Origin of the sequence: Pseudomonas sp. NPDC089918 (genome assembly GCF_050280605.1) — a bacterium.
Taxonomy (GTDB): Bacteria; Pseudomonadota; Gammaproteobacteria; order Pseudomonadales; family Pseudomonadaceae; genus Aquipseudomonas.
The window spans coordinates 240,208-254,950 of the sequence record NZ_JBNNVP010000002.1; the positions used below are offsets into that span (position 1 = coordinate 240,208).

A 14,743-nucleotide genomic window follows, 5' to 3' on the forward strand; every position below is an offset into this window, starting at 1 on the left:
CTGAACGTTTCGACCATTGCCAAATGCTGTACCTGGAGGCAAACAGTCAGCCGGTAAGTCAAGACGCAGAACCTGTGGGAGCGTGGCTTGCCCGCGAAGAACGATGACGCGTAGCACCTGAAAAACCGCGGTGCATTCTTCGCGGGCAAGCCACGCTCCCACAGGATTTTCGCCGCTCAAATGTCTTGACTTACCGGCATTAGCCCAAGGCCTTTCATATTTCCGAATCCCAGATCACGACGATGTTCCCGGTATAGCGGGCGGCGACGCCAGGTTGCAGCATGTAATCCATGTATTCGCTCGCGACTTCAAAGTGCAGGATGCCCGGCCGATTGTTCACATAATTCAGGGCCTGGTATTTTTGCTCCTCCTCCTGACCCACACGTACCAGACGACGGCGCTTGACCGGTACGCCAGCGAGATCGGTCAAGCCATCGGGCAGGGTGACGCTGAGTTCCACCAGGACGGCACGCTGCGAAACGGGGTCGCGAATCATGCAGTCGTACAGTCCGGGGATTTCGCAGTCGATTTGCATCTTGAACCGTGATGACGCCGAGATATTGAAGACCTGGTCGCGGAACAGGCGTACCGGTTTTCGTCCGTGTTGCAGCCAGTGTTGCCACCCGCCGGCCGGCTCCAGCACGACTTTGTTACCGCCCGGTGGGATATCGACCTTGAGCGTATGTTCAACGTTGAGGGTAAAACTCAATGTCAGGGTAGAGTCGCTGGGGTGCATGATATCGCCCATGTCGAAGTCCATGCCGGGGCCGACGCTGTAGGTCAAATCGCCGATAAAAATTCCGGAAGACATATGCAGCGGATCGGGTGTTCTCAATTCATAACCGATTTGCATCTGGTCATACCTGAACGTCTCGATTCGATATCCCGCAATTGCAGCACACTCGCCCGATGTGGGCGTCAGCCAGAAAAAAGTGCGCCAGGTTGGCTGCACGTACATGCCGCCACCAGAGCCCATGCAGGGCGCAGGTGGTGCCCATGTCCAGTCAGTCCCTCCCCATAAACGGCGGTGCCAGACCGAATTATCATTGGATGGTGAGCCTTCACCGACCAGGTTTTGCGCCGTATCGGGAAGAATGTAACGGCCACCGATAGAAACAATACGAACTTCGACCTCCGATGTCTCTGGCTGACCGTCGGCCTTTCTGATCGTGAGCCGTCGCCAATCGGCCGGCACTTTGAACATCGCCCCTTTGCGGCGATCGGCATGCCCGGCCAGGATGGGAGCGATGGACTGAAACTCGATGGGGACAAGCAATGAGAACAACCCCTGCTCCTTGCAGAATTCAGGTTGATGTGCGCAATGTCCGCTCACCGGGGTGTCATTGGTGAACTTGTTTTCATGGGGTTTGGACGGATCCGGCCTGAACGAAGCGCTGATGTCCATGGTCGCGCCGATCACCGATTCAACGGTTAATGCACACAACATCACCCACCCCGCGCTGCCCTGGAGGAGGGTTTTACAAACCTTCACTGATTTCATCTTCGCTCATGACTCCCTGTCATGGGATGGAGGACGTTTTTTTAACGGGCTCAGGGCGCCACGGCACTGAACACCAACAGCACGTTGCCGTAGTAACTGCCCGGTTTATAACCTCCAGTGGGGATTGTCGGCTCGATGTCCAACCGCACCCGACTGCCTGCCATGGCCTCCTGTGCCGAGACCACTTGCCGGGGCTGAGCGTCGTGACTCAGCGCCTGACCGTTGAAGCTGACGCGCAGGTATATATTCTCGGCATCGTTGCCGTTGGAGATATAAGGTTCGGTCTCCAGCCGCGCTTCAATCGCGCTGGTGTCGTGCTTGACGTCGAAATACTTGCGCAAACCGCCCAAGGTTGACGTATGAGGATTCCACGGCAATCTCTGCTCGCGATGAATCCAGTCCGTTTCCGCCGGTATCACGTAAAACGCCAAGGTGGGGATGTTCACCGAAATTTCGAACTCATGTTCTTCCCGCGCCGCGAACACCTGGGAGCTCATCAGCGTCGCGGCACTCAACGATGCCGCGAAGGCCCATTGCTTGATCATGTCTGGTACCTGTTCATCAAAGAAAACCGCAGCAACACGGGTCGGTGCTACCGGCTGGCAATGCGCATGGTCTTTTTGGCCTGGCCTTCAATCAGCTGGAAACGGTACTCACGACCGGGTTTTTTCTCGAACTGAAAACTCTTTCCCGCGAGGATGTGGTGCTTGGTGGTCGGCTCGCATTCGGTCTCGACCTTCAGCGAGCAGTTCTTGAACTCATCGACCACCACCACGGTGTTGCCGTTGTTGCGAATGCTGTAAGTGCCCGGACCATCATCGATCACGCTGTCATAACGGGTGTTTTTCGGCCGCACGAAGAACACCGTGCCAAAACCGGCCATCACGTTGACCCCCGCCGACAGGTTCTTTTTGTAGGTGTCGCGTTCTTCCTCGGAAACGGCGAATTCGTCTTCCTTTTCCGGCACCACGGGCACGAAGCGCACGCGGAAATAGCGTTCGGTGTCACGTTCGCCCATGTACAACAGACGCGAACCTTGCATGCCATTGGCCGGTACGATCAGCCGCGCGGGGCTGGCCATCAATCCGTCGCGGGCGCTGGCGTCGGCCTTGCTCTTGACCGGCACTTCACGGGGCGTGCCATCGGCGTCGTAGATGATTTCCAGAATGTTGACCTTGACGAAAGCCGTGCTGTCGCCGCCATTGAACACCCGTTTCAGGTAGGTACTTTTATCGCCATCCAGATAGTCGTAAACCGTCCCGACATTGATATTGGGTCCCGCCTGAACGGCCAGGGAAAACCCGCCCAGACTTACCAGTGCAAACAGACGCTTCATAACCTTGAACCTCATGACATTGAATACAACGCTGGCTCGATAACTCGATAAACAGCCCATCAGACTTCCGAATCCCAGATCACCGTGACCGTCCCGGAATAGGTGGCCGCACGGCCGCTTTGCAGCATTGAGTTCACGTAAAAGGAATCGATTTCGAAGTGCAAAACGCCGGGAGCCCGATCGACATAGAAGGCAGGTTGAAACTGTTGGGCCCTATGCGAGCCAGGATAAAAACGCCTGCGCTTGACCGGTTCCCCCACAAGGTCCGTCAGACCATTGGGCAAGCTGATTGATATCTGCACCTCCGCGGTACGCCCTGAAACCAGGTCGACAATCATGCAATTGTTAGTTCCGGTGATGAAGCAACTCAGCTCCATCTTGAACCGCGACGACGCGGAGATATTGAAGGTCTGGTCCCGGAACAGCCGCACCGGTTTGCGCCCGTTTTGCAGCCAGTTTTGCCAGCCGCCTTCCGGTACCAGTTCGACCTTGTTGCCGCCGGGAGGAATGTCGACTTTGAGGGTGTGCTGTACGTCGAGATTGAAGTTCAAGGTCAATGTCGAGTCGTCGGGCTGCATGACATCGCCCATGTCGAAATCCTGACCTGGCCCGACGCTGAAGGTGATCGAACCGGTGTATTGACCGCTCTGCATGCTTAACGGATTAGGGGTTATCAGCTGGTAACCGAACACGAAGTACAGGTAGCGAAAGGACAAAGGGATTTCGAGTAGGGCCTGTTTGGCGCAGACGCCCGCGCCCCGGGGGACTTTCCAGAAGCTGTTGTAACCACGAGTCCCGGCGGTGGCCCAACCGACACCCTGACAAGGGGACGGCGCATAAATCCATCCGCCTCCCTGCCACAGACTGTCCCAACCGCGCAACCCATCCTGCCCCGTCAACTCAGAGATCGGCACCGGTATTGCCGATTCGTGACCGATGCCAGCAATCCGGATCTTGACAATATGGGTCTCACCGGACGAATGGGTGACCTGCACGTCCCGCCACTCCGACGGTACTTTGGCCATTCCTCCCTGACGTGGATCCGCATGGTTGGCGCGGATCGGTGCATTGGCCGTAAAGGTAATCGGCGCGATCAGACTGAACAGACCTTCCGGCTCACATGCCTGAGGGACTTGGGTGCAGAAACCTTGAGACGGGGTTTGATTCTTGAATTCATTCCTATGGGGGGCAGCCGAATCCGGGGCGAACGACGCATTGATGTTCAACACCGCCGCACCCGCCGGTAACGAACACAACCCATACAGCACCGTCAGCAATGCCCCGCTACGCAGTTTTTTTTCAAGCCTGTTGAAGACACTCATGTCGATCATCCCGCCTTCTCAGTCATGTGGGTGGCGTCCGCCAAGGTGTCCGGGCTGCAGCGCAGGTCACCGATCATCAGCACGTCGTTTTCACTGCGGTACTTGCCGGTATCGAGTCGGAACTGGCACAGCAACTGATCGGCGTAACGCACTTGCAGGGTCGGCGAGCCGGCGTTCATTTCCATGGAGAAGAACCCGTCCACTTCACTCACCCCGCGGCTGGCGTGGTTGATCACGTGATGGCCCTTGAGGGGACGGCCTTGTGGGTCGAGCAAACGACCGAGCACGGTCAGGGTTTTCATCACGCGCACCTTGCGGTACTCCACCCCGCCCTTGTTCAGGTGATAACGGGTGCGCGCCGGCTCGATGGTCGCCGCCGGTACGTGATTGCCTTCGAAATCGAAACTCACCGAACTGTTTTTGTAGGCGGTGATGGGGATGAAATTGCGCCCCGGTCGCAAGGCGGCGCTGCCGCCGCTGAGGTCGTCGGCGCGTAAGGCGATGCCGTCGATATCGGACTCGACATCGACAATCATCCCGGCGCCCCGCCCCTGAGGCTGGCTGGTCATCACCATCTGCTGGGCGCCGATGGCAACCGTGCTGTCCAGGTTCAGGCCACCGGTAAAGTTGCCGTTGTAGGACGAGCGCTGCACAAACCCGTCGCCCCGGATCGTGTCGGTACTGAAGTTCGCCAGGCTCGACACGCCGACGCCATAGGTGTCGGTGAGTGCCGTCACCGAAACGCTCTGCAATATGTGGTCCTGCAGGTCTTTGCGGTAACCCAGGGAGGCGTTGTTGTCACGGCTGCCGTCGCGCGCGGTGCGCGAACCGATGCTGCCGGATATTTGTTGCCCCGGTGCCCCCAGCGCGACGTTGACGCTCAGGTCGACGCCGCGATTACGATCATTGCCGCTGCTGTAGCTACCCGGACGATCGAACAGCGACAGGCGCCAACTGGCATCGCTGCCAAACAGCTCGCCGCGCTGCGTCCATCCCAGGTCTACGCCAACGCCTTCGACATTGCCTTCGCTGTGGGACACCCGCGCGTTGACCGAGCTTTTACGGCTGATGCGGTGGTTCAGCGCCAGGGAGGAATTGCTGGTCTCGCCGGTGAACACGTTGCGTTGGCGCACTCGGGTGCCGTCGGGCAACGTTTCGTAAATGTTGGTGGTATCGAGCCAGCTGCGATTGTGACTGACCACCACGCTGCCGGAGCCATAGTTGTACAGGCCTTGCAGGTCGAGCCCGGTGCCATGGTCTTCAGTCTGATAAATATTGGCGTATACGCTGGTGCTGTTAGCCAGCGTCCAATCGATGGAACTGCCGTATTGCAGCTTCTCGCGTACCTGGCGCAACGACAGCCCGAGAATGGCCCTGGGGTGCAGCAGGTAGTTGATCGACGCGCCCGCCGTCGCGTCCCCACTGGCCTGTTGATCCCAGTTGCTGAACAGTTTGCGTTCCTGCCCGGCAAACAGGTTGTAGCGCCAACGCTCATCGACGTTGCGCCAGTTGTTCGGCTTGTACACCAGCTCCTGGGTCGTCGAGGTGATTTGACCGTCTTCGATCAGGCGTACTTCCACTTCGTAAATGCCACCGGGCAGCGGCCGGGTGTCGAGGGTTTGCAAGCCGGCCGGCACCGATTGGGTATTGATCAGCAAACCGTCGCGGAAAATTTCCACCGAGGCCTGCCGGTTGGCAGTGACATAGATCGGATAGACGCTCGGTTTCGGGGTGTCGATCGCCAGGCTGTCGGAACTGCCGAACATCATGCCCATCGCAGTATCGGGACTGGTGCCGAAAGTGCGCGGCTGGCGGGTCAGGCCTTCGGAATTGGGGGTAAAGAAGCCCAGGCGAAAAAAGCTGCCTTGCAATTCACGCTGGGTATGGAGTTCATGTATGGCGTGATAAAGCTTGTCATCGGGCCCACCGAGACGGGCCAGCTGCATGTTGAATGTCTGGCTCCAATTGCCCAGGCTGCCACTGGCCTCCAGGCCAAAACGGCCGCCCAGATCCTGTTCCTGCCCACCATTGAGGTTGAGCTGATTGCGCACGATCAAGCCACTGCTGCCGCCCTCGGGCTGGTCGTAGTAGCGCTTGGCTTCGGTGTCGCGTTCGGCGTTTTCAGTACCGATCGACACCAATGAATTTTGCAGGTTGTAGTGGATCGCCTGCAGTTGTTCCGGACACGCACCCGTGCAGGCGCCAAGGGCCACGCCCGACTTCAGGTAAGTTGCCCAGGCATCACGTTCGACGGCACCAATGTTACTGTCACTGGTGTCGGTGAATTCAAGCAAGGTAATACGATCATCGCGAGACAATATAATCATCGCCTCGCCCAATGGCTGTTGATCAAGTTCAACCCGAACCGCTAACGGAACATCAAAGAAGTGTTCTTCGAAGTCCGCCGGCAAACCTTTGGCCTGAGACAACAAACTTCTCGGCGTATTAGAAACAGTGGCGGGCGCTGCAAATGCACTACTACAAAGCAGCAACGCAAGCGCAGCCGCGATGGGCGTCATCGGGAACATGAACACGTACTCTAATTACCAATAGATTAAAGCCCGGCCGGTAAAAAAATATTTACCGACCGGTTGCGTTACTTGGACAAGTAAGCGTTTGCTGTCACGTCAGACACTCATGGAGTGATGATCGGAAGAACGGCATCGAAACTCATGGCAACAGTGCCGGTGTAGTCCGCAGCAGGATGGTTGGTACCCACCGCGCTGATGTTGAGCGCCGCGCGATAGTTCGCATCGGACTCTTGTTCACCGACGACCAACTGCGGCGTAGTGGTGAGCGTAACGCCATTGAACGCAACGGTAAGAGGAATCGTGTTGGCGCCGCCGTAGAGCATTGGCGTACTTTCCACGCTGGCGTGAACCGAACCATTATTGTTGCGTACATCGAAGTAACCGACCAAAGGCGTCAGGGTATTGGAGCCTGTGCGCGGGCTCATGTCCTGATCCTTGTTGACCAGATCCGGATCGACAGGCGTCACGTAGAAACCGTTTTCCGGCACGGTGGCGATCAGACTGATGGAGTGTCGCGCTTCCCCGGCGGCAAAAGCCATGGAGGAACTCAGCGCCAGAATGGCCAGTGGAGCAGTCATCGCAATTTTCTTGAACATCATCTAATACCTGTCTTTTTATCTAAGGATTGGCTCATTGAAGTCCGAAAGCCTGTGATCGGTCATATAACCGTCAGAGGTTTTGTTGAACTTTCAATGCCGGAAGATCATCAAGCAATCTCTCTTGAAAGTAAGCAGGCAACTTCTGATGAGCGTGTAGCCAAATGGACATGGCGGCAGCGTGAAAAAACCCGACATATTGAAATAATCAAACAGTGACTGTAAGAGACGGACTACAAATCATGCAAAACACGACTTGCTTTACTTGTCCAACACCGTGCAACTTCCGTAAGACAAGTACCACACGCCCTGAAATTAAAGGTTAATATCCACGTATTAGAGAGTTAACACTAATTCTCTGTAATTAACAGGCGCGAGAATATGAATTCCTTTGTGTTTTTTCCTCGTCGGATTGTTTTTTTCGTCCCGAGCACAGAGGCACCGTTGGTCTGAAGCGCTTGCTTCGGCCTTAAGATATATCTTACGTTGTATCTAAACACGACGAGAGCAAGCAAAAATGAGAGACCATCATTCCCCCCACCGTGAACACGGCGAAGGCCGCGACGGCTTCGAGAAACGCCCCGGCCCCGGCCGCGAACGTGGTGGGCGCGGCCCACGGGTATTCGCCCCCGGCGACCTGAAACTGCTGCTGCTGGCCCTGATCGCCGAGCAGCCGTGCCATGGCTATGACCTTATCCGCCAGATCGAAAGCATGTTCGACGGCGCTTACAGCCCCAGCCCCGGTGTGATCTACCCGACCCTGACCTTCCTTGAAGAAAGCGAAATGATCCTGGGCGATGCCGAAGGCGGAAAAAAGCGCTACAGCATCACCGACGCCGGACGTCTGTCTTTAAGTGAACAAGCGATTGCCCTGGACGGCGTGCGCATGCGCATCGAAGTCAGCAAGCGTTCGTTGCGCGGCCATGACCGCCCCGCCGAAATTCACGAAGCGGTGCACAACCTGCGCCATGCCTTGCAAATGCACCATGGTCGCTGGAGCCCGGAAGAAATCCTGCGGGTGCGCGACCTGCTCAACAACACCGCCAAGGCCATCGTCGATGGCCCCGCTGTTCAACCTGTTCAGGAGAAAGCCGAATGACTGACGTGATCCTGCAATCCCCATCCCAATCCATTCACCGCGTCATGCATGAGCTCAAACGCCGTCGCCTGAAAGTGTTGCGAGTGGTCGACCTGACGCCGCGCATGCGCAGGATTACGCTGGGTGGCCCTGAGCTGGCAGGCTTCATCAGCCTCGGTACGGATGACCACGTCAAATTGCTGTTCCCGCAGAATGCCGAGCAAGAGGCAGCGCTGGAAAACCTGGTGCTGGGCGCCGGCAAAGACAACGGCCCGTTGCCCGAAATGCGCGACTACACCCCGCGCCGCTACGACCTCGACACCCTGGAGCTGGACATCGACTTCGTGCTGCACGGCGACGGCCCTGCCTCGACCTGGGCCGAGCAGGCCAAACCTGGCCAGTTCCTGCAAATCGGCGGGCCACGGGGTTCGATGATCGTGCCGGACATCTTCGACAGCTACCTGCTGATCGGCGACGAAACCGCCCTGCCCGCCATCGCCCGTCGCCTCGAAGGCCTGGCGGCCAACCGGCGTGCGCAGGTGATCGTGGAAGTGGAGAACGGCGCCGAACAACAACGCCTGGAAAGCGCCGCCCAGGTCGATGTGATCTGGGTGCTGCGTGAGGGAGGCAAAAACAACCTGCTGACCACCGTGCAACAGATCAAGGTGCCCGATGGCAATCTGTATGCGTGGGTGGCGACCGAGTCCAAAGTGTCGCGGCAGATCCGTCGGGTATTGCTCGATGAGCACGGGCTGGATGAGCAATTCGTCAAAGCCGTCGGATACTGGCGGCTGGATGACAGCGAAGAGGAATAACAGCAAATCCAAATGTGGCGAGGGGGCTTGCCCCCGTTCGGCTGCGTAGCAGTCGCAAAATCAGAAAACGCGGTACGCCAGAAAAAATCGGTTGCAGGTTTTTAGCACTGCTTCGCAGTGCAACGGGGGCAAGCCCCCTCGCCACAAAACTCCCTCGCCACAGTCAGTGTTCACTGCCGATCCGTGCGCCACCGATCCAGCCCAATCACCAGCAGCGCAATCACCACAAACCCCGCCAACAATCCCCCTGCATTCACAAACACCTGTGGATAACCCAGTTTGTCCACATCAATGAACGGATACGGATAAACCGCCAGCAGATGCCCGCGCCATAACGCATAGCCGAAGTACACCAGCGGATAGATCACCCACAGCGCAATGTGCCGCAGCCGCAACGTACCTTTGGGCACACAGAACCACCAATAAACCAGAAACAGCAGCGGCATGACGTCATGCATCAGCTCATCGGCCAGCCATTGCCAGCCTTCTGGATGCCATAAATGGCGCAACAACAGGCTGTACGCCACACCCACCACGGCGATGCTCACCGCAATCCCACTGCTCACCCATGGCTGCAAAAACCAGCGCCGCGCCGCCGATTCTCGGGACGTCAGTTCACAGGTCAGCACCACCGCCACCAGCGTGTTTGTCAGCACGGTGAAGAAACTGAAAAAACTCACCAGCCCACCCAGCAGACTGGCCGCAACACTCCAGCGTAAGTAAAAAATCAGGTACAGCTGAATGCTCAAACCCGCCCAGCCCAGAATCGCCGCCACGGCAACACAACGACGCCTCGCGGTCGAGGGTATGACCATGCTCAGACCGGGCGCTTGGTGCGCATCAGCTTCACGTACAGGCGTTCGACCTTCTCCCGCGCCCACGGGGTTTTGCGCAGGAATGTCAGGCTCGACTTGATGCTCGGGTCGCTCTTGAAGCAGCGGATATCGATACGCTCGGCCAGCCCTGACCATTCGTAGTGTTCAACCAGGGCGTTGAGGATCTGTTCCAGCGTCACGCCGTGCAGGGGGTTGGTGTTCTGTTCGGTCATGCCGGGCCTTCGAGCGAAGTGGGAATTGGAAGCCGCGCACCTTAGCCGAGGGCTTCGTTGGGGGGAAGCTATCTGTTTGCTCTCTGTTAAATGTAGGTGACCTTGGAAAGATCGCAGCCTTCGGCAGCGCCCACAGGCGCGTAGGAGCTGCCGAAGGCTGCGATCTTTTGATTTTGCTTTGTTCAATGGACTATTACCAAATCCGAAATGATCCATGTCAGTAAAAGCCCTTTCTCAATGTGTTTCAGAACATTATCCTTACGCCCGTCCAGCTGAAACGCTTCTCCCCCTGCTGCATTCCCGCTGCGTTCAGTTCACCCCTTTAGAAAAAAACCAAGAATTTCTTCTCTATGCCTGATTTTAAAACTCCGCGAGACAGCGCTGTCTTACTCCCTATGGCCAGTCGAAAAACCCTGAGCCTGCTCGGTGGATTCACCGCATTGAGCCTCGCCACTTGCACCCAGGCCGCGCCAGCCTTCGATAGCGACTCGCCGTGGATGCTCGGTGACTGGAACGGCACGCGCACCGAACTTTCGGAAAAGGGCTACGACTTCAAAGTCGATTACACCGGTGAAATGGGCAGCAACCTGCACGGCGGCTACGACCACGATCGCACCGCTCGCTACAGCGACCAGTTCGGCTTTGGCAGTCATCTGGACTTGCAGAAAATTTTGGGCTGGGACGACGCTGAATTTCAGCTGACCATCACCGAGCGCAACGGCAACAACATCAGCAACGACCGGATCAACGATCCGCGGGTTGGCGGTTTCACTTCGGCTCAGGAAGTCTGGGGTCGCGGCCAGACCTGGCGCCTGACGCAGATGTGGTATCAGCAGAAATTCTTCGATCAGAAGCTCGACATCAAAGTCGGCCGCTTCGGCGAGGGCGAAGACTTCAACAGCTTCCCCTGCGACTTCCAGAACCTGGCGTTCTGCGGTTCCCAGGTCGGCAACTGGGTGGGCGACATCTGGTACAACTGGCCGGTCAGCCAGTGGGCGATGCGCGTCAAATATCACCTGACGCCGCAGTTGTACGCGCAGGTCGGGGCTTACGAGCAAAACCCGTCCAACCTGGATCGCGACAACGGCTTCAAACTCAGCGGCAGCGGTACTCAGGGCGCGATCCTGCCGGTGGAACTGGTCTGGACCCCGAAATTCAATGGCCTGCCGGGTGAATACCGTGCCGGTTATTACTACAGCAATGCCAAGGCCACCGATGTCTACAAGGACAGCAACGGCCAGCCAGCAGCCCTCAGCGGCGAGGCTTATCGCAGCGCATCGAGCAAGCATGGCGTGTGGCTGGGCGTGCAGCAGCAGCTGACCAGCCGCGCCAGTGACCACTCTCGGGGCCTGAGCGTGTTTGCCAACGGCACGATGCACGACAAGAAAACCAACGCCATCGATAACTACGTCCAGGCCGGCGTCGTCTACAAAGGCTTGTTCGATGCCCGCGCCAGGGACGACATCGGTTTTGCCCTGGCCCGTGTCCACGTCAACCCGGCTTATCGCAAGAACGCCGAGGCCACCAATCAGGCCCGCGCCGTCTTCGACTTCGACGACCCGTCGTTCCTGCCGCCGCAAGACACCGAATACAGCAGCGAGCTCTATTACGGCGTGCACGTCACGAACTGGCTGACCGTGCGCCCGAACCTGCAATACATCCGCCACCCCGGTGGCGTGGACAAGGTCGATGACGCGCTGATTGGCGGGATCAAGATCCAGTCATCGTTCTAATTAAAACCACAAGACCTGTGGGAGCTGGCTTGCCTGCGATAGCGGTGGGTCAGCCGACACTTTTGCCAACTGACACACCGCTATCGCAGGCAAGCCAGCTCCCACAGGGATTGAATCAACCGCACACCTTTCTTAACTGAACCCTGCCCGCGCCAGATCGTCATCTACAGTGAACTTGCGCGGGCTTACTTAAAACGTCACGGAGAACCACACTATGAGCGCTGATGGTGCTTTCAGTCGAAGCCGTCTGCTGCCGAGCCTGCTCGGTATCGTGCTTCTACTAATGGGCCTGGCCTTGCTGGCCGGGGGGATCAAGCTGAGCATGCTCGGCGGCTCGCTGTACTACCTGCTGGCCGGTATCGGCCTGATGCTGACCGGGGGGCTGCTGCTTGCCGACCGTTATGCAGCGCTGAGCCTGTACGCGGTGGTGCTGTTCGCCAGTACGGTCTGGGCACTGTGGGAAGTCGGCCTGGACTGGTGGCAACTGGTGCCACGTCTGGCGCTGCTCTTTGCCCTCGGTATCGTCATGCTGCTGCCATGGTTCCGTCGTCCGTTGCGTACCGGCGAGTTCAACCCGGTCGGCACCGGCGTGCTGAGCGCTGCCGTGGTCATCGCCGGTATCGCCGCGCTGGCCAGCCTGTTCACCAACCCCGGTGAAATCAAAGGCGAACTGGATCGTGACGCCGTGCCTGGCATGAGCAACACCGCCCCGGCCATGCCCGATGGCGACTGGAACTCCTACGGCCGCAGCGCCCATGGCGATCGCTACTCGCCACTGGCGCAGATCACGCCGCAGAACGTCAACAAACTGGTTCCCGCCTGGACCTACCGCACCGGCGACCTGCCTGGCCCCAACGACCCGGGCGAAACCACCGCCGAGAACACCCCGCTCAAAGCCAACGGCATGCTCTATGTCTGCACGCCGCACAGCCAGGTGATCGCGCTGGACCCGGACACCGGCAAGGAACTCTGGCGTTTCGATCCGAAGCTCTCCACGCAGAACGCGGCGAACTTCAAGGGTTGGGCGCACATGACCTGCCGTGGCGTGACTTATCACGATGACGCCGCCTACGCGTCCGAGCAGAGCCCTACCGGCACTGCCAACGCGCCTGTCGCCAGCGTCTGCCCGCGCCGGATCTTCCTGCCGACCGCCGACACCCGCCTGATCGCCCTGAACGCCGACACCGGCAAAATGTGCGAAGACTTCGGCAACGGTGGCCAGGTTGACCTGACGACCAACATCGGTGAATTCACCGCCGGCGGTTATTACTCCACATCTCCACCGGCGGTCACCAAAGACCTGGTGGTGATTGGCGGCCACGTGACCGATAACGTTTCCATCGACGAGCCAAGCGGCGTGATCCGCGCGTTCGACGTGCACACCGGCAAACTGGTATGGAACTGGGACAGCGGCAACCCGGACGACACCACGCCGATTGCCGAAGGCAAGGTCTACACCCGCAACTCGCCGAACATGTGGTCCATCTTCAGCGTCGACGAAAAACTCGGCATGATCTACCTGCCGATGGGCAACCAGACCCCGGATCAGTTCGGTGGCGCACGCACCCCTGAATCGGAACTGCACGCCGCCGGCCTGACCGCGCTGGACATCGCCACCGGCAAGGTGCGCTGGCACTTCCAGTTCACCCACCATGACCTGTGGGACATGGACGTCGGCGGCCAGCCAACCCTGATGGACCTGAAAACCGCAGACGGTGTGAAACCGGCGGTGCTCGCGTCCACCAAGCAAGGCAGCATCTACGTGCTGGACCGCAGCAATGGTCAGCCGATCGTGCCGATCAAGGAAATCCCGGTGCCGCAAGGCGCAGTGGAAGGTGACCATACTTCACCGACCCAACCGATGTCCGACCTGAACTTCGTGCCGCCGACCCTCAAGGAACGCGACATGTGGGGCGTGACCCCGTTCGATCAGATGCTGTGCCGGATCGACTTCAAATCCCTGCGCTACGACGGCATGTTCACTCCGCCGTCGCTGCAAGGCTCGATCGTTTATCCCGGTAACTTCGGCGTGTTCGACTGGGGCGGCATCTCGGTTGACCCGGTGCGTCAGATTGCTTTCGTGAACCCGAGCTACATGGCGTTCAAATCGAAACTGATCCCGGCCGCCGAAATCGCCAAACAAGGCCCTCGCGTCAGCGAAACCGAAGGCGTGCAGCCCAACAAAGGCGCGCCTTACGGCGTGATCCTCGAAGCCCTGCTGTCGCCAATGGGCCTGCCGTGCCAGGCACCGGCATGGGGTTACGTGGCGGCGGTCGATTTGACCACCAACAAAACCATCTGGATGCACAAGAACGGCACCGTGCGCGACAGCTCGCCGGTTCCAATTCCTCTGAGCATGGGCGTACCGAGCCTGGGCGGGGCCTTCACCACTGCCAGTGGCGTGGCCTTCCTGAGCGGCACCCTCGACCAGTACCTGCGCGCCTACGACGTGAAAAACGGCAAGCAACTGTGGGAAGGCCGCCTGCCAGCAGGCGCGCAAACCACACCGATGACCTACACCGGCAAAGACGGCAAGCAATACGTGCTCGTTGTTGCGGGCGGTCACGGATCGCTGGGCACCAAACAGGGTGACTATGTGATTGCGTACAAACTGTCGGAATAAGCGGTAGCGGCAGTTAAAGCAAAGGCGACTCCTGAGAGGGGGTCGCCTTTTTTGTGCTCGATTGTTTCAGGTCACCCATCCCCCTGTAGGAGCTGCCGAAGGCTGCGATCTTTTGATCTTGATTTTCAGCAGTCAGGAAAGACGCGCCTGAGGGCGCTGT

Annotated in this window: 12 protein-coding genes; 4 read left to right on the top strand and 8 right to left on the bottom strand. The window is 58.5% G+C overall.

All coding sequences use genetic code 11. The annotated features are described in order from the left end of the window. Positions 1–214: 214 nt before the first annotated feature. From ACQKPC_RS02525 to ACQKPC_RS02550, 6 genes are all read right to left on the bottom strand, one after another. A complete protein-coding gene (locus ACQKPC_RS02525; RefSeq protein WP_427622997.1) occupies positions 215–1,501 on the bottom strand; it encodes a hypothetical protein in 1,287 nt (428 codons plus the stop codon). Positions 1,502–1,551: 50 nt separating this feature from the next. Further along, the gene (locus ACQKPC_RS02530) at positions 1,552–2,046 is read right to left on the bottom strand and encodes a CS1 type fimbrial major subunit (RefSeq protein WP_427622998.1); all 495 of its coding nucleotides are present in this window, start codon (positions 2,044–2,046) and stop codon (positions 1,552–1,554) included. 47 nt (positions 2,047–2,093) lie between these two features. Next, on the bottom strand, positions 2,094–2,837 hold the full coding sequence (locus ACQKPC_RS02535) for a molecular chaperone (protein ID WP_218398987.1): 744 nt from the start codon (positions 2,835–2,837) through the stop codon (positions 2,094–2,096). Between the two features lie 59 nt (positions 2,838–2,896). Then, positions 2,897–4,159 (bottom strand): hypothetical protein, encoded by a 1,263-nt coding sequence (locus ACQKPC_RS02540; RefSeq protein WP_218398986.1) that lies wholly within the window; start codon positions 4,157–4,159, stop codon positions 2,897–2,899. A gap of 5 nt (positions 4,160–4,164) precedes the next feature. Next, positions 4,165–6,687, bottom strand: coding sequence for a CS1-pili formation C-terminal domain-containing protein (locus ACQKPC_RS02545; RefSeq protein WP_427622999.1), 2,523 nt, complete (start codon positions 6,685–6,687; stop codon positions 4,165–4,167). A gap of 107 nt (positions 6,688–6,794) precedes the next feature. Continuing rightward, a complete protein-coding gene (locus ACQKPC_RS02550) occupies positions 6,795–7,289 on the bottom strand; it encodes a CS1 type fimbrial major subunit (RefSeq protein ID WP_008072293.1) in 495 nt (164 codons plus the stop codon). A gap of 514 nt (positions 7,290–7,803) precedes the next feature. On the opposite strand from ACQKPC_RS02550, the gene ACQKPC_RS02555 reads away from it, so the two are divergent. Both ACQKPC_RS02555 and ACQKPC_RS02560 read left to right on the top strand, forming a co-directional pair. Beyond that, a complete protein-coding gene (locus ACQKPC_RS02555; RefSeq protein ID WP_008072292.1) occupies positions 7,804–8,385 on the top strand; it encodes a PadR family transcriptional regulator in 582 nt (193 codons plus the stop codon). Next, positions 8,382–9,179 (top strand): siderophore-interacting protein, encoded by a 798-nt coding sequence (locus ACQKPC_RS02560; protein ID WP_427623000.1) that lies wholly within the window; start codon positions 8,382–8,384, stop codon positions 9,177–9,179. The genes ACQKPC_RS02555 and ACQKPC_RS02560 overlap by 4 nt, the downstream gene beginning before the upstream one ends. A 170-nt stretch (positions 9,180–9,349) precedes the next feature. On the opposite strand, the gene ACQKPC_RS02565 is transcribed toward ACQKPC_RS02560, so the two are convergent. Both ACQKPC_RS02565 and ACQKPC_RS02570 read right to left on the bottom strand, forming a co-directional pair. Beyond that, on the bottom strand, positions 9,350–9,994 hold the full coding sequence (locus ACQKPC_RS02565; RefSeq protein ID WP_427623001.1) for a Pr6Pr family membrane protein: 645 nt from the start codon (positions 9,992–9,994) through the stop codon (positions 9,350–9,352). Positions 9,995–9,996: 2 nt separating this feature from the next. Next, positions 9,997–10,227, bottom strand: a complete 231-nt coding sequence (locus ACQKPC_RS02570; RefSeq protein WP_007941719.1) for a VF530 family DNA-binding protein — start codon at positions 10,225–10,227, stop codon at positions 9,997–9,999. Positions 10,228–10,577: 350 nt separating this feature from the next. Between ACQKPC_RS02570 and ACQKPC_RS02575 the strand changes: the two genes are divergently transcribed. After that, positions 10,578–11,960 carry a carbohydrate porin gene (locus ACQKPC_RS02575; protein WP_427623002.1) on the top strand — a complete coding sequence of 461 codons (1,383 nt, stop codon included), beginning with the start codon at positions 10,578–10,580 and terminating at the stop codon, positions 11,958–11,960. 214 nt (positions 11,961–12,174) lie between these two features. Further along, positions 12,175–14,583 (top strand): glucose/quinate/shikimate family membrane-bound PQQ-dependent dehydrogenase, encoded by a 2,409-nt coding sequence (locus tag ACQKPC_RS02580; RefSeq protein WP_427623003.1) that lies wholly within the window; start codon positions 12,175–12,177, stop codon positions 14,581–14,583. The last annotated feature ends 160 nt before the right edge of the window (positions 14,584–14,743 follow it).

Excerpts from the sequence above, each read along its gene's own strand:
- ACQKPC_RS02575 (WP_427623002.1), top strand. The coding sequence starts at position 10,578 with ATGCCTGATTTTAAAACTCCGCGAGACAGCGCTGTCTTACTCCCTATG.
- ACQKPC_RS02525 (WP_427622997.1), bottom strand. The coding sequence starts at position 1,501 with ATGAAATCAGTGAAGGTTTGTAAAACCCTCCTCCAGGGCAGCGCGGGG.
- ACQKPC_RS02530 (WP_427622998.1), bottom strand. The coding sequence starts at position 2,046 with ATGATCAAGCAATGGGCCTTCGCGGCATCGTTGAGTGCCGCGACGCTG.
- ACQKPC_RS02570 (WP_007941719.1), bottom strand. The coding sequence starts at position 10,227 with ATGACCGAACAGAACACCAACCCCCTGCACGGCGTGACGCTGGAACAG.
- ACQKPC_RS02555 (WP_008072292.1), top strand. The coding sequence starts at position 7,804 with ATGAGAGACCATCATTCCCCCCACCGTGAACACGGCGAAGGCCGCGAC.
- ACQKPC_RS02560 (WP_427623000.1), top strand. The coding sequence starts at position 8,382 with ATGACTGACGTGATCCTGCAATCCCCATCCCAATCCATTCACCGCGTC.
- ACQKPC_RS02540 (WP_218398986.1), bottom strand. The coding sequence starts at position 4,159 with ATGAGTGTCTTCAACAGGCTTGAAAAAAAACTGCGTAGCGGGGCATTG.
- ACQKPC_RS02565 (WP_427623001.1), bottom strand. The coding sequence starts at position 9,994 with ATGGTCATACCCTCGACCGCGAGGCGTCGTTGTGTTGCCGTGGCGGCG.
- ACQKPC_RS02535 (WP_218398987.1), bottom strand. The coding sequence starts at position 2,837 with ATGAAGCGTCTGTTTGCACTGGTAAGTCTGGGCGGGTTTTCCCTGGCC.
- ACQKPC_RS02545 (WP_427622999.1), bottom strand. The coding sequence starts at position 6,687 with ATGTTCCCGATGACGCCCATCGCGGCTGCGCTTGCGTTGCTGCTTTGT.
- ACQKPC_RS02580 (WP_427623003.1), top strand. The coding sequence starts at position 12,175 with ATGAGCGCTGATGGTGCTTTCAGTCGAAGCCGTCTGCTGCCGAGCCTG.
- ACQKPC_RS02550 (WP_008072293.1), bottom strand. The coding sequence starts at position 7,289 with ATGATGTTCAAGAAAATTGCGATGACTGCTCCACTGGCCATTCTGGCG.